Source organism: Candidatus Pelagibacter sp. Uisw_121 (assembly GCF_047722545.1).
GTDB lineage: Bacteria > Pseudomonadota > Alphaproteobacteria > Pelagibacterales > Pelagibacteraceae > Pelagibacter.
The window spans coordinates 1,338,112-1,352,740 of record NZ_CP159816.1; the positions used below are offsets into that span (position 1 = coordinate 1,338,112).

At 30.9% G+C, this 14,629-nt stretch carries 16 protein-coding genes and 1 pseudogene; 8 read left to right on the forward strand and 9 right to left on the reverse strand.

The genetic code is table 11. The features are described 5' to 3' along the window. Positions 1-19 precede the first annotated feature (19 nt). Together rpsO and pnp are read left to right on the forward strand one after the other, a co-directional pair. Positions 20-268 carry a 30S ribosomal protein S15 gene (gene rpsO / locus ABXT52_RS07195; protein WP_006997516.1) on the forward strand — a complete coding sequence of 83 codons (249 nt, stop codon included), beginning with the start codon at positions 20-22 and terminating at the stop codon, positions 266-268. Between the two features lie 21 nt (positions 269-289). Next, positions 290-2,380: a polyribonucleotide nucleotidyltransferase gene (pnp, locus tag ABXT52_RS07200; RefSeq protein ID WP_415271864.1), complete on the forward strand. Its 2,091-nt coding sequence runs from the start codon at positions 290-292 to the stop codon at positions 2,378-2,380. A 107-nt stretch (positions 2,381-2,487) separates the two neighbouring features. Here the strand turns inward: pnp and ABXT52_RS07205 are convergent, their stop codons facing one another. From ABXT52_RS07205 to fabA, 3 genes are read right to left on the reverse strand one after another with little or no spacing between them, the layout of a single operon-like run. Then, complete coding sequence (locus ABXT52_RS07205; RefSeq protein ID WP_415271865.1) at positions 2,488-3,273, reverse strand: enoyl-ACP reductase; 786 nt, start codon at positions 3,271-3,273, stop codon at positions 2,488-2,490. Next, positions 3,274-4,485: a beta-ketoacyl-ACP synthase I gene (gene fabB, locus ABXT52_RS07210; protein WP_415271866.1), complete on the reverse strand. Its 1,212-nt coding sequence runs from the start codon at positions 4,483-4,485 to the stop codon at positions 3,274-3,276. Continuing rightward, positions 4,485-4,985: a bifunctional 3-hydroxydecanoyl-ACP dehydratase/trans-2-decenoyl-ACP isomerase gene (fabA, locus tag ABXT52_RS07215; RefSeq protein WP_415271867.1), complete on the reverse strand. Its 501-nt coding sequence runs from the start codon at positions 4,983-4,985 to the stop codon at positions 4,485-4,487. Before fabA ends, fabB begins: the two co-directional genes overlap by 1 nt. 72 nt (positions 4,986-5,057) lie before the next feature. Between fabA and ABXT52_RS07220 the strand changes: the two genes are divergently transcribed. The 4 genes from ABXT52_RS07220 to ABXT52_RS07235 all read left to right on the forward strand — a co-directional run bounded on the left by ABXT52_RS07220 (position 5,058) and on the right by ABXT52_RS07235 (position 7,993). Continuing rightward, a complete protein-coding gene (locus tag ABXT52_RS07220; protein WP_415271868.1) occupies positions 5,058-5,486 on the forward strand; it encodes a Fur family transcriptional regulator in 429 nt (142 codons plus the stop codon). A gap of 104 nt (positions 5,487-5,590) precedes the next feature. Next, on the forward strand, positions 5,591-6,007 hold the full coding sequence (locus tag ABXT52_RS07225) for a rubrerythrin family protein (RefSeq protein WP_271512302.1): 417 nt from the start codon (positions 5,591-5,593) through the stop codon (positions 6,005-6,007). A gap of 58 nt (positions 6,008-6,065) precedes the next feature. Further along, positions 6,066-7,397: a (Fe-S)-binding protein gene (locus ABXT52_RS07230; protein ID WP_415271869.1), complete on the forward strand. Its 1,332-nt coding sequence runs from the start codon at positions 6,066-6,068 to the stop codon at positions 7,395-7,397. A 2-nt stretch (positions 7,398-7,399) separates the two neighbouring features. Continuing rightward, complete coding sequence (locus ABXT52_RS07235; RefSeq protein ID WP_415271870.1) at positions 7,400-7,993, forward strand: DUF3501 family protein; 594 nt, start codon at positions 7,400-7,402, stop codon at positions 7,991-7,993. Here the strand turns inward: ABXT52_RS07235 and ABXT52_RS07240 are convergent. From ABXT52_RS07240 to ubiE, 6 genes and pseudogenes are all read right to left on the reverse strand, one after another. Further along, on the reverse strand, positions 7,986-8,435 hold the full coding sequence (locus ABXT52_RS07240; RefSeq protein WP_415271871.1) for an SH3 domain-containing protein: 450 nt from the start codon (positions 8,433-8,435) through the stop codon (positions 7,986-7,988). The two genes, ABXT52_RS07235 and ABXT52_RS07240, sit on opposite strands and share 8 nt — an antisense overlap. Beyond that, positions 8,432-9,188 (reverse strand): annotated as a pseudogene (locus ABXT52_RS07245) (HesA/MoeB/ThiF family protein). The gene ABXT52_RS07240 and the pseudogene ABXT52_RS07245 overlap by 4 nt, the downstream one beginning before the upstream one ends. Next, the gene (gene dut / locus ABXT52_RS07250; protein WP_415271872.1) at positions 9,185-9,622 is read right to left on the reverse strand and encodes a dUTP diphosphatase; all 438 of its coding nucleotides are present in this window, start codon (positions 9,620-9,622) and stop codon (positions 9,185-9,187) included. Before dut ends, ABXT52_RS07245 begins: the two are co-directional and overlap by 4 nt. A gap of 6 nt (positions 9,623-9,628) precedes the next feature. After that, a complete protein-coding gene (gene coaBC / locus ABXT52_RS07255; RefSeq protein ID WP_415271873.1) occupies positions 9,629-10,834 on the reverse strand; it encodes a bifunctional phosphopantothenoylcysteine decarboxylase/phosphopantothenate--cysteine ligase CoaBC in 1,206 nt (401 codons plus the stop codon). 8 nt (positions 10,835-10,842) lie between these two features. Continuing rightward, positions 10,843-12,411, reverse strand: a complete 1,569-nt coding sequence (gene ubiB / locus ABXT52_RS07260) for a 2-polyprenylphenol 6-hydroxylase (protein ID WP_415271874.1) — start codon at positions 12,409-12,411, stop codon at positions 10,843-10,845. Then, positions 12,411-13,115, reverse strand: a complete 705-nt coding sequence (gene ubiE, locus ABXT52_RS07265; protein ID WP_415271875.1) for a bifunctional demethylmenaquinone methyltransferase/2-methoxy-6-polyprenyl-1,4-benzoquinol methylase UbiE — start codon at positions 13,113-13,115, stop codon at positions 12,411-12,413. Before ubiE ends, ubiB begins: the two co-directional genes overlap by 1 nt. 35 nt (positions 13,116-13,150) lie before the next feature. Here ubiE and mutM point away from each other — a divergent pair, with 35 nt between their 5' ends. Next, positions 13,151-14,014, forward strand: coding sequence for a bifunctional DNA-formamidopyrimidine glycosylase/DNA-(apurinic or apyrimidinic site) lyase (mutM, locus tag ABXT52_RS07270; protein WP_415271876.1), 864 nt, complete (start codon positions 13,151-13,153; stop codon positions 14,012-14,014). A 50-nt stretch (positions 14,015-14,064) separates the two neighbouring features. Further along, a complete protein-coding gene (gene rpsT, locus ABXT52_RS07275; protein ID WP_415271877.1) occupies positions 14,065-14,325 on the forward strand; it encodes a 30S ribosomal protein S20 in 261 nt (86 codons plus the stop codon). The last annotated feature ends 304 nt before the right edge of the window (positions 14,326-14,629 follow it).

Genomic DNA, 14,629 nt, shown 5'->3' on the forward strand with positions numbered 1-14,629 from the left:
AAATAGGAAAATAAATAGTATGACGAAAAAAGCAGAAGAATTAAAAATGCACGAGAAGGACACTGGTTCTTCAGAGGTACAAATTGCATTATTAACAGGAAAAATTGAAACTCTTTCAGCACACATTAAACAATTCAAAAAAGACAAACACTCTTCGGTTGGATTATTAAGAGCAGTAAATAGAAGAAAAAAATTGTTAGAATATTTAAAGAAAAATAAATTCGATTCTTACAAAAATGTATTAACACAATTAAATTTAAGAAAATAGACAGAAGGAAACGGAAAATAGATGTTCAAAGTATATAAGAAGGAAATTGAAGTAGCAGGTAAGAAGATAAGTTTAGAAACAGGTAAAGTAGCAAGACAAGCAGACGGAGCAATCATTGCTTCATGTGGTGAAACAGTTATTTTAGCAACAGTAGTAGGAGCAAAAAAAGTAAATCCAGATATGGATTATTTTCCTCTATCTGTAAATTACCAAGAAAAATATTATGCAGGTGGTAAAATTCCCGGTGGATATTTTAAAAGAGAAGCAAGACCAACTGAAAGTGAACAATTGATCTCAAGATTAATTGATAGACCCATAAGACCTTTGTTTCCAAGTGAATTCAAAAATGAAGTTCAGTTGTTACCAACGGTAATTTCATATGATAAAGACAATCAACCAGATATTTTAGCAATTACAGCGTCTTCAGCAGCGCTAGCTATTTCAGGAATGCCTTTTATGGGACCTGTGGGTGCTTCAAGAGTTGGTTTAGTTGATGGAAAATACATATTAAACCCATCAAAAGCAGAATTAGAAAGCTCTACTTTAGATTTAGTTGTAGCTGGTACTAAAGATGCTGTGCTTATGGTTGAGTCTGAGACTAAAGGTTTAACAGAAGAAGTAATGTTAGATGCAGTTAAGTTTGGTCACGAAGGTTTTGTTCCAGTAATCGAAATGATTGAGGAACTTGCAAAAGAATGCAGAAAGCCAGAATGGACTGTTGAGAAAAAAGATTTATCAGAAGTTAAGAAAAAACTTGAAGAAAACTTTACAGCAGATTTAACCAAAGCTTTTGCAACAATAGACAAACAAGATAGATCAAATCAAATTTCAGAAATTTCTGATAAAGCAAAACAGCTTTTTGCAGAAGATGAAAATTACTCTGATTTTAATGTTAATGATGAATTAAAAAATCTTGAAAAGAAAATTGTTAGAACTGATATTCTTAAAAACAAAAAAAGAATAGATGGCAGAGGTTTGGCTGATGTAAGAGCTATTGAGTGTGAAGTTGGTGTTTTACCAAGAACTCACGGATCAGCTTTATTTACTAGAGGAGAAACACAAGCGATTGTTGTTACTACTTTAGGTACATTTGATGATGAACAAAGATTGGAAAGTCTAGATGGACAACATAGAGAAAGATTTATGCTTCATTATAACTTCCCTCCTTTCTCAGTTGGTGAAACTGGAAGAATTGGAACTGGAAGACGTGAAGTTGGCCATGGAAAATTAGCATGGAGAGCAATTAATTCTTCACTACCTTCAAAAGAAGAATTTCCATATACTTTTAGAATAGTGTCTGAGATAACAGAATCTAATGGCTCTTCTTCAATGGCAAGTGTTTGTGGTGCATCTCTTGCGCTTATGGATGCTGGAGTGCCAATTAAAGAACCGGTTGCAGGTATTGCAATGGGATTAATTAAAGAAGGCGATGACTTTAGTGTCTTGTCAGATATTTTAGGTGATGAAGATCATCTTGGAGATATGGACTTTAAAGTTGCTGGAACTAAAGATGGAATTACTTCACTTCAAATGGATATTAAAATTACAGGTATCACATTTGAAATCATGGAGCAGGCTTTAAAACAAGCTAAAGAAGGAAGAGTTCATATCTTAGGTGAAATGAATAAAGTCTTAAGTGAATCAAGAGCTGATGTTGGTGAACACACTCCGAAAATGGAACAAATTACTGTTGATAAAAAAGATATCGCAGCTGTGATTGGAAAAGGTGGAGCGACAATTAGAGAGATTGTTGAAAAGTCGGGTGCAAAAGTTGATGTGAATGATGAAGGTGTGGTAACAGTTTCTGCCCCAGACGAGGAATCTAGAAACATTGCTATGCAGATTATAAAAGACATCACAGCAAAAGCCGAACTAAATAAAATTTACTCAGGTAAAGTAATGAAAATTATGGAGTTTGGTGCATTTGTTAACTTCCTAGGTAAACAAGATGGTCTTGTTCACATTTCAGAACTTGCTGCTAAAAGAGTAGAAAAAGTTACTGACGTTGTCAAAGAAGGCGATGAAGTAAAAGTTAAAGTGATTGGTTTTGATAGAGGTAAAGTTAAACTTTCTATGAAACAAGCTACAAATGAGACGGAAGCTAAAGCTTAATAACTTAAATTAAAATTCTAAACCCCTGGAATGAAAGTTCTGGGGGTTTTTTATGGGGTACAGGGTAACAGAACACCCCTATAAGTTTAACTAAATTTAACTATATTTTAGCTAATATTCTTAGGATCTGGCATTCCAACCTTATTATATCCAGCATCTACGTAGTGAATTTCACCAGTAACGCCAGCTGCAAGGTCACTTAGTAGATATAGTGCTGAATTTCCAACATCATGGATATCTACGTTTCTTTTTAGGAAAGAATGGTCTTCATTCCATTTGTATAAGAATTTTGCATCTCCAATAGCAGAAGCTGCCAGTGTTTTAATAGGTCCAGCACTAATAGCATTTACCCTCATGCCTTTAGCGCCTAGATCTCTTGCAAGGTACTTAACACTTGCTTCTAATGCTGATTTACAAACACCCATTACGTTATAATTTGGAATAGCTTTAGTAGACTCATAAGTTAAAGTTAACATGCTACCACCCTCTTTCATTAACTTAGATGCTTCTTTTGCAACTTCTGTAAATGAAAAACATGAAATTAACATACTTCTTAAAAAATTTTCTCTAGTTGTGTTTAAATATTCACCTGACAATTCTGATTTATCTGAAAATGCAACAGCATGAACTACAAAATCAATTTGTCCCCACTCTGATTTAATATCTTCAAAAAGCTTTATTACTTCTTCTTTATTTTCAACATCACAACTAAATGTAGCTTTTGAATTTAATTTTTCAGCTAAAGGAATAACTCTTTTCTTTAATGCATCACCAAGATAAGTGAATGCAAGTTCTGCTCCAGCTTCTGCAAGTTTTTGTGAAATACCCCAAGCAATAGACCTTTCATTAGCAACGCCCATGATCAATCCTCTTTTACCCTTCATTAAACTCATTTAGACCTTTTCAAAAATTAAAGTTGCATTTGTTCCACCAAATCCAAAGCTGTTAGACATTACAGAGTTTAATTTAACATCTGTTTCAGTCTTAGTAACAATTGGAAATTTTTTAGCTTCATCATCCATGTCAGTGATATTAGCTGAAGCTGTGATGAAACTATTTTTCATCATGATTAAACTATAAATTGCTTCATGAACTGATGCAGCACCCAGTGGGTGACCTGAAAGAGATTTAGTAGAACTAATTTTTGGTACCTCAGCACCAAATGCTTCTCCAACACCTCTAAGCTCTGTTATATCTCCAACTGGAGTTGATGTTCCATGAGTGTTTAAGTAGTCCATTTTGTTTTTAGCTGTCGCCAAAGCCATCTTCATACACCTTACAGCACCTTCACCTGATGGGGCTACCATATCATACCCGTCAGAAGTAGCGCCATAGCCTGTTAATTCAGCATATATGTTTGCGCCTCTAGCTTTTGCATGCTCGTACTCTTCAAGCACTAAAACTCCACCACCACCTGCTATTACAAAACCATCTCTAGTTTTATCATAAGCTCTAGAAGCAGTTTCAGGTGCATCATTGTATTTAGAAGATAAAGCAGTCATCGCATCAAACATTGCAGTCATAGCCCAGTGTAATTCTTCACTTCCACCTGCAAATACAACATCTTGTTTACCCATTTGAATTAATTCACTTGCATGACCAATGCAGTGTCCGCTAGTTGCACATGCGGAACTCATCGTATAATTAACTCCTTTGATTTTAAAAGGTACAGCAAGAGTTGCTGAAGATGTACTAGCCATAGTTCTTGGAACAATAAATGGGCCCATTAATTTTGGTGTTTTAGCTCTAGTCTTATCAACAGACAAAACTACATTTTCAATTGAAGGACCACCAGAACCCATAACTATTCCAGTTTTAAAATTACTTACATCTTTATCTTCTAATCCTGAATCCTTAATAGCTTCTTTCATTGCAATATAATTGTATGCAGAACCAGAGCCCATAAATCTTATAGTTTTTCTATCAACATGATCTTCAAGTTTAATATTTGGTTTGCCATGAATATGACTTCTTAAATTGTGTTCTTTGTATTCTTCACAAAAAGATATTCCAGATTTTGAATTTAAAAGAGACTGATAAACTTCTTCTTGATTGTTGCCCAAACAAGAAACAACCCCTAAACCTGTAACTACCACTCTTCTCATTATTTAAATAATCCCACTTTTAAACTTTCCGCTGAATATATTTTTTTGTCATCGGCAAACACTAAACCATTTGCAAGACCAACTGTTGTTCCACCTGGTGCCATAATTTTTTTCATATCAATTTCATATCTTACATTTTTAACATTTTTCAAAACTTCACCAGTGAATTTTACTGTACTCACTCCTAAAGCTCTTCCTTTACCTGGGTTGCCGAGCCAGCCAAGATAAAAACCAACTAGTTGCCACATAGCATCTAAGCCAAGACAACCTGGCATAACAGGGTCTCCTTTAAAGTGACAATCAAAAAACCAAAGGTCTTCTTTGATATCAAGTTCTGCTTTTAAAGAGCCTTTTTTAAAAGTACCATTGTCTTCATTGATTTCTGTTATTCTATCAAACATGAGCATTGGTGGAAGTGGTAATTTTGCATTACCTGGGCCAAAAAGTTCGCCATTTCCGCAGCTTATTAGCTCATCATATGTGAATGAGTTTTTTTTCATAAAATCAGTCCCTTAATACTTGATTTATCCTGATTATAATATAGAAATAGTTTAGAACTATTATAAACAGTAATGAACAATATAAGTATATATACAGAAAAACTTAGAGAATCTGGCTTAAGACCAACAAGACAGAGACTAAAAATTTGTGAAGTATTGTTCTCTCCTGAAAAAACTTTTCACTTTACAATAAATGATTTGACTAAAATTATTGAGGATAAGCTGAGTGAAAAAATTTCTTTAGCAACAGTTTACAATACAATTCATGCATTTAAAAAAAAAGGATATTTAAAAGAAATTTCTATCAATTCAGATAAAAGTTATTTTGACACTAACGTAACAGAGCACCATCATTTTTTTGACGAAGACACAAATGAACTAATTGATTGTAGCAACGACGATATTGATTCTGTAAATATAAAAAAAAATATCACAGGAAAAAAAATAAAATCAGTAGAAGTATTAATTAAAGTTGCGAGTGATAATCAAAATCAAAAATAATTCAATAATTTCAATAATTTAACATTTACATTAAAACAATTCTAAACTGTTGACTTACAGTTTAGAATGATTATATATATTCCATAACTATTAAGGAGAAAAATATGTCATTAAAAGGTAGTAAAACAGAAGAAAACTTAAAAGATGCATTTGCAGGTGAGAGCCAAGCAAACAGACGTTATTTATATTTTGCTCAAAAAGCAGATATTGAAGGTTATAACGATGTAGCATCTGTATTTAGATCTACAGCTGAAGGTGAAACAGGTCATGCACATGGACACCTTGAGTATCTTGAAGAAGTTGGAGACCCAGCTACAGGTTTACCGATTGGTGAAACTAAAGCTAATTTAGCTTCAGCGGTACAAGGTGAAACACATGAGTATACAGACATGTACCCAGGTATGGCAAAAACAGCTAGAGAAGAAGGCTTTTCAGAAATTGCTGATTGGTTTGAGACTTTAGCAAAAGCTGAAAAATCACACGCAGGTAAATTCCAAAAAACATTAGAATCTATTGCGTAAATAAGACTTAATTTATGGTGGGGTTCTTCCCCACCATTAAATCCTAAAATTTTTAAATATGAGTAAAGAAGGCAGCATAGATGCACCAATTAGACACCCAATAAATTTTGAACATCCTGATTTTTTAGATCCTAAAAAATTAGATGACGAAATGAGAAGAGCATTTGACATTTGTCATGGATGCAGAAGATGTTTTAATTTATGCGACTCGTTTCCAAAATTATTTGACATGATAGATGAGTCAGAAAATGAGGACGTAGAGAGTTTAAAGAGTGAACAATTTGAACCTGTGGTAGACGCCTGCACATTATGTGACATGTGTTTTATGACTAAGTGCCCTTATGTTCCTCCACATGATTTTGATTTGGACTTTCCTCATTTAATGTTGAGATATAGAACAGCTCAAAAAAAATTAAATAAATTGCCAGCAGTGCCAGCGCAACTAGCTCAAATTGATAGAAATGCAAAAATTGGTGTAATGCTATCATCACTAATAAACTGGACATCAAGCATTAAAAATAAATTCTTTAGAAAAATATTAGAATTAATTGCTGGAATTGATATGAGAGTTACGCTTCCCACTTATAATTCAGAAACATTTACAAATTATTTTAAAAAAAGTAATATTCCAACAAATAGTGAAGCCCCATCTAAAGATAGAAAAGTTGTAATCTATTCAACATGCTTTGTTAATTTTAATAAAAAAGATACAGGTGTAGCTGCATTAAAAGTTTTAAAGAAAAATGGAGTAGAGGTTCAAGAAGCTTATCCAGGTTGTTGTGGAATGCCTTATCTTGAACAAGCAGATTTACCAAAAGTTGTAGAGCAAGCTAAAAAAGTTTCCAAAGATTTATTGGAGTGGGTAGACAAGGGTTATCAAATTATTACTTTAACAGCTAGTTGCGGTTTAATGTTAAAATTTGAATGGCCTTTACTATTACCAAACGATGAAAATATTAAAAGACTTTCAAAAAGTGTTAGTGATATAGATGAATATATCGTCGATATAGCACAAAACGAGGGCCTAGCAGAGGGTTTACAAGAAATTGATGGTGGAGTTACAGTTCACAATGCATGCCATGCAAGAGCACAAAACATGGGTATTAAATCTAGAGATATGCTTAAATTTATTCCTAATATAAAAATGGATGTTGTTGAAAGATGTGCTGGTCATGGGGGAACTTTTGGTGTGATGAAGGAAACTCACGATTTAGCTGTAAAAGTTGGAACACCAACAGCAAAACAGATTAAAAATAAAAATAACAAATACATGGCCTCAGATTGTCCATTGGCAGGTAAGCATTTAAAACAATTAGAAACAGACACAAATATTGCAAATGATGAGGCACTTCATCCTATCGAATTAATGGCAAAAAGTTATAGATTATAATTATGAGCAAAGAAAAAAGACAAATAGAAAAAGAAGATTTATTACCATCCAATGTTTATTTAAAAAGCAGAAAACAAATCAGAAAAGATTTAGTTGAGTTTAAAAAAGATAGAAGAGTAGCACTTGGTCCTTATGCTACTTTTTATTTTGAAAGTTTTGAAACTATGGTTGCTCAAGTTCAAGAAATGCTTCACATCGAAAAAGGTGGAGATGAGCAATTAAAAGATGAGTTAATAGCCTATAACCCTTTGGTTCCAGATGGAAAAGAACTTACAGCCACACTAATGTTTGAAATTGATAATCCAGTTTCAAGAGCTGCATTTTTAGGTAAAGTTGGAGGAATTGAAGAAAAGGTATTTATCAAAATTAATGATGAAATTGTTAAAGCTGTTCCAGAGGAAGATGTTGATAGAACATCAGCAGAAGGAAAAGCTTCTTCAGTACAGTTTATTCATTTTAAATTAAATAATGATCAAATTTCTAAATTTAAGTCAGATAATGCAACTATTGAACTTGGAATCGATCATAAAGAGTACACTCACACCACAAAACTAACTGAAAATAGTGTTAAATCACTATGTGCTGATTTTATTTAATAGAACCCCAAATATTTTCAGTTTTGACCCAACCTGAATAGTCAGCAGTCTTTACATTACACCATATTTCTTCACATTTTTTTAAAACTAATAATCTTCCTTTTTCTAGTTTGGCTATTGGTTTTGAAAAGTTAGATGGTTTTTTATACAAAATTTTGTCCTCTAAAATGATAATAGAGTTTGATTTTTTAACCTGAGAAACATGGATCCATCCACTATTATTTTTTAAGTCTAAAATTCTTCTAAAATTTTCTTTTTGATCTATTTGTTTTATGGGTAAATTTATTTTTTTATAAATATATTTGATTTCTGAATCAAAACTTGGTCCATATCGAACATTTACTTTACTTTTTTTTAAAGAGAGAAACTTTTCTTCTGCTATTGAAAATTGGCCAAATAAAACTGATAGACACAAAACATAAATAACTATTTTTTTTATCATTTACAAAAACAGTTTTTTCTTTTTTTAAGTTTAACTTTTCTAAAATTTAATTGTAATAAATCTAAGATAAAAATATATCCATCAAGACTCTTGCCAATACCAAGTATTTTTTTTTAAAACTTCGTTTGATTGTATAGTTCCAATTATACCAGCAACAGTACCAAGAATGCCTTCTGCCTCACAATTTAATAAATCATCTGAAATATCAGAGTCCTGAAAAAAACATCTTAAACATGGGATTTTTTTATTCTTAAAATTAAAAGTAAATATATGACCGTCAAATTTACTTATAGCTCCCATTACAAGTATTTTTTTAAATTTATAACAAAAATCGTTTAATAAAAATTTTGTGGAAAAATTATCAGATCCATCAACTATATAGTCATAATCTTTTATAATTTTCTTAAGTTTATTTTTATTCAGTCTTATTTTATAAATCTTAATTTTGATATTTGGGTTTATTTTTTTAATTTTAACTTTTGCTACTTGAACTTTAAATTTTCCTATATCACTTGTGTTATAAAGACTTTGTCTGTGTAGATTGGATAAACTAACTTTATCATCATCAACTATTCCTATCGAACCAACCCCAGCTCTTGCAAGAAATTCGGCAACAGGAGATCCTAAACCACCCATTCCAACAATTAAAACCCTTGCAGATATAATTTTTTTTTGCCCTACAGTACCAATATCCTTTAGTACTATTTGTCTTGAATATCTGTCTATTGATGATTTACTTAATTGGTTATTCATTTGCCTGTTGAGCCAAATCCACCATCACCTCGTAATGTATCTGGCAAATTATCCGTTTCTTCAAGCTCCATCTTAATTACTGGTATTAAGATCATTTGTGCTATTCTATCTTTATTATTGATGAGAAAATCTTCTTTACCATGATTAAAAAGTATAACTTTAATTTCTCCTCTATAATCACTATCAATTGTTCCTGGGGTATTTAAAACTGTAATATTCTTTTTAGCAGCCAAACCAGATCGAGGACGAATTTGAACTTCATAACCCTCTGAAAATGCCATTGAAAGCCCCGTAGGAACTAAATATGAGCTATTAGGAGCTATTCTAACAGGTTCCTCTATAAAAGCCATCAAATCCATACCTGAAGCACCATCAGTTTTGTAAATAGGCAATTCTACTTTAGAATTTAATTTTTTAATTAATACTTTAGCCATTAAATTTTAATTTAATTTTTTAATAACTCTTTCTACTATTTCATCAGAAATTTCAGATTTACTTTTTATTGTAAGTCTTTCGTCATCCATATCTTTATCTTTATGATAAATTGAAACTTCATTAAAATTAGAGTCAAATCCAATTGCTTTATTGGATACATCATTTGCTATTATCCAGTCGCAATTTTTTTCTTCTAGTTTTTTTTTTGCATTCTCTTCTATATTATTAGTTTCTGCAGCAAATCCAATTACCAGCTTTGGTCTAAGAGAATTATGTTTTGATACATAATTTAAAATATCAATATTTTTTTCTAATTCTAAATGTAATTTTTCCCACTTTTTTATTTTGTTATTGTTTATTTCTTTAACTTTAAAGTCAGCAACAGCTGCTGAAAAAATTGCTACATCTGCTGGTAAATTATCTTGCGTAGCTTTAAACATCTCGTCTGCAGTTTCTACTTTGATTAAATTTATATTGCTGCCTACTTCTAAATTTGTAGGTCCAGAAATTAAAGTGGTTTGAAAACCTTTTTTAGCTAATGATTTTGCTAAGGCATATCCTTGTTTTCCAGAAGACTTGTTTGTTATAAATCTTACAGGATCAATATACTCATTAGTTGGTCCAGCTGTTACTAAGGCTTTTAATTTGTAATTTTTATTTAATTTACCAAAGTATGAATTAATTTCTTGAACAATATTATCTGGTTCAGTCATTTTACCTTCACCAAATTCTCCACAGGCCATATCACCAACTTCGGGACCTATAATCTTATAACCAAATGATTGTAATTTTTTAAGATTTTCTTTTGTTGATGGGTGCTCCCACATTCTAACATTCATAGCTGGTGTTAAAAAAACATCTTTATCAGAAGCTAAAATTACAGTTGAAGCGAGATCCTCTGAGGATCCTGCGCTCAATTTTGAAATTGTATTAGCTGTAGCTGGAGCCACAACAATTAAGTCTGCCCATCTAGATAGTGAAATGTGATCCATTTCAGCCTCATTTTCAGGGTTAAATAAGTCTTCATAAACTTTTTCTTGAGAAAGGGAGGCAATGGACAAAGGAGTTACAAATTCTTTGGCACTTTTAGTAAGAATAGTTTTAACTTTTGCACCTAATTTTTTTAAAGATCTAATTAGCTCCAAACTTTTATAAGCAGATATGCCACCACATATTATTAAAAGTATTTTTCTTTCAGATAAATTATTCATTGTGCGAATTAAAATACTACTAGACCAAAAATTACAAGCAGTAATAAACCAACAATAGACTGATTTCTAAAGGCAGTCATTTCAGATCTCTTTTCATTTAAGGCAGTAAATGAATTTGAATTTTGAGGGATCTGTCCACTTGCCAAAAATGATAAAGCTTGATTGGCTTTATCCATAATCTCTGGAAAATCAGGCAATCTTTTAATTACCTCAGTGGTAGTTTTTAAACTTTCATTTAAGGTATTGATCGGATCTTTTGTTTCTCTTAACCAATTTTCTAAAACTGGTTTTGAAGTCTCCCATATATTGGTATTAGGATTAAGTTTTCTAGCAACACCCTCAACAACTACCATTGTTTTTTGTAACATTAATAATTGAGGTTGAGTCTGCATATTAAATTTTTCAGTAACTTCGAAAAGTTGTTTTAATAATTTTCCCCCAGAAATATCTTTTACAGATTGGCCAAAGATTGGTTCACCAATGGATCTTAATGCTTGTGCTAAATCATTAACAGGTACATCTTTAGGAACTAGACCAGCAACCAAATGTACTTCAGCAACCTTTTTGTAGTCTCTTTGAATAAAGCCAAATAAAATTTCAGCTAAAAATCTTTTGCTAAGGTTATCCAATCTCCCCATTATACCAAAATCTATAGGAACAATTTGTCCATTATTATCAATAAATATATTTCCTTGATGCATATCAGCATGAAAAAAACCATCCCTAACAGCATGTCTTAAAAAATGCTGAATAACATCTGAGGCTATTCTCTTAGTATCTATATTTCTTTTTTGTAAATCCTCTGTTTCACGAATAGAAACGCCATCAACCCAATCAAGTGTCATCACATTCTCGCTTGTAAAATTCCAATAAATCGCAGGAACCCAAAAACCTGCATCATTTTTTGTATTTTCAGCATATTCATTTGCAGCTGCTGCCTCAAATCTTAAATCCATTTCCAAATTAGTTATTTCCTTAAGAAGAAAAACAACTTCTACCAATTTTAATCTTTTTGTTTTTTTTATAAATGACTCAACCATAAAAGCAAAAAGCATCAAAGCATCAATTTCTTCATTAAAAACTTTTTTAATATCTGGTCTCAAAATTTTGATAGCAACATCTTTTATAGTTCCATTGTCATTTATTTTTGCTTTATGAACCTGCGCTATTGAAGCTGCTGCAACTGGCTCGCTTAAATCAATGATTGAATTGAAGGTGTCATCTCCTAGGTCTTTTTTAATTATTGCTTTTGCTTCAGTCAAACTAAAAGCGGGCAATCTATCTTGTAAGCCCTCTAATTGTTTTGCTAAATCATCTCCAATAATATCAGGTCTAGTAACTAAAAATTGTCCTAATTTAATAAATGTAGTTCCCATTGATTGTAGTGATTTAGAAAGTCTTGCCCCTTCATTTTCGTTTAAATTAGTTTTGTTAGGCGCCGAAAAAGAAAATGAAAGTATTTGAAAGATAATCTTGATTGCTAAGGGTGGTTTTTTAAATTTAGAAAGAATAGCTAATATGTCAGAACGAGCTAATTTTCTTCCCAATTTAAATAAAATAAATATTTTTTTTAACATTAGATTTTCCAACCTGAATGAATAGCTACAATTCCACCTGATAAATTTCTATAAGTACAGTTAACAAATCTATTTTTATTCATTAAATCGATTAACTCTTCTTGATTAATAAATTCTTCAATACTTTTAATTAGATATTCATAAGGTTCTTTTTGTCCAACAATAGCTTTTCCAACCAATGGAATAAGTTTTGAATAATTTTTATATATAAAGTCCAAATTAGAGTTTTGAATTTTAGAAAATTCTAAACATAAATAACGACCTCCTGGTTTTAAAACTCTATAAGCTTCTGATAGAGCTTTGTTTAGGTCCTTAGTATTTCGCAGCCCAAAACTAATTGTGTAGTAATCACAAGAATTATCTTTAATGGGAAGTTTTTCAGCTGGAGCAATTATCCAATTAATATTTTTATAAGTATTTAGCTTTTCTTTGCCTTTACCAATCATTCCTTTATTTGGATCAACACAAAATATTTCACCATTTTTATCAGTTGCATCTAAAAAAAGTTTACCAAGATCTCCAGTACCACAGGCAACATCAATTAAAGTTTTATTATTTGAAGGGTTCATCCAGCTTAATAGATCTTTTTTCCAAACCCTATGAACTCCTAATGACATAAAGTCGTTCATTAAATCATATTTGTCATAGACATTATCAAAGACACTTTGGACAAGGCCTTTTTTATTTTGGAGGTATTGTTGCATATTAAGTTTATTATTTATTGATAATATAGTCTCAAATGCCAGAATTACCAGAAGTAGAAATAGTCAAACAATCGCTATCTAAAAAAATAGAGCGTAAAAGAATCAACAAAATAATAATTACGAATAGAAACCTAAGGTTTAAAATTCCTCTAAAATTTGAAGAATTATTAAAAAATAAAGTTATTAAAAAAGTAACTAGATTTTCAAAGTATTTGATCTTGAATTTTTCTGATGAATCTTTTTGTTTGATTCATTTGGGGATGTCTGGGACTGTGCATTTAATAAAAAAAAATAACATTAGCAAGTTTACCAATACTAGTTTTTATAACTCACCCAGCCTCCCAAAAAAACATAACCATGTTGAAATTCATTTTGAGGGTTTAAAAGTTATATATAATGATCCTAGGAGATTTGGTTTTTTTAAATTTATAGAAAATAAGAAAGAACTTGAAAAAAGATTTAGTCACTTAGGACCAGAACCTTTTTTTAAAACTTTCAACATAGAATATTTAATTGGTTATTTCACAAATAAAAAAAAGGATATAAAAAGTTTCTTATTAGATCAAAAATTTGTATCAGGGATTGGAAATATTTATGCTAGTGAAATTTTATTTCTATGCAAAATTAATCCAACTACCTACGCATCAAAGTTAACCAAGCAAGATTGCAAAAAAATTATTACTTATTCAAAAAGTATACTTAATAGGGCCATTAAAAAAGGAGGATCAAGTATTAGAGATTTTAAAAACATCACTGGAAAAAGTGGAAATTTCCAAAAAGAATTTAGAGTTTATCAAAGAGAAAACCTAAGCTGTCTAAGAAATAAATGTAATGGGAAAATTCAGAAAATATTTATATCTAATAGATCAACTTTCTTTTGTAATACTTGCCAAAAATAGGGAATTATTCTATTGACCAGTATAAATTCTCAAGCTATACCACTGCGCTTATGGCAAACACAAAATCAGCAATTAAAAGAATTAGAAAAATTGCTACGCAAACAATGGTTAATAAGGCTCGTAAGAGTAAGTATAGAAATGCTATAAAAAAAATGAATCTACTTCTAGTAGAAAAGAAAAAAGATGAAGCTCTAAAATTCTTGCCAAAGTTGAACTCTGAATTAATGAAAGTTGCAAAAACTGGAATTATAAAGAAAGCAAATGCCTCAAGAAATATTTCAAGAATAACAAAGAAAATTTCAGCTTTATAATTAATTATATACGGCGATTTTAAATTTCAACTGATAGTACTTACATCATATAAGAAATCTTATTTCTAGATTAACCATATATAGATTTAGTAAAATAATACGATACATAATTATAAATCATACACTCATAGATTTTAAATTTGTAAAACTTAATAGTTCAATCAAAAAATGCTGTGGCAAACTAATTTCTAAGATTAAAAACAGACCACTTCTTGATTACAATATTACATCAGCGTTAGAAAGAATATTCCCGTTAGAAATGAATCACCTATAGATTTTATTTATTTTAATTTTTATTAAATTA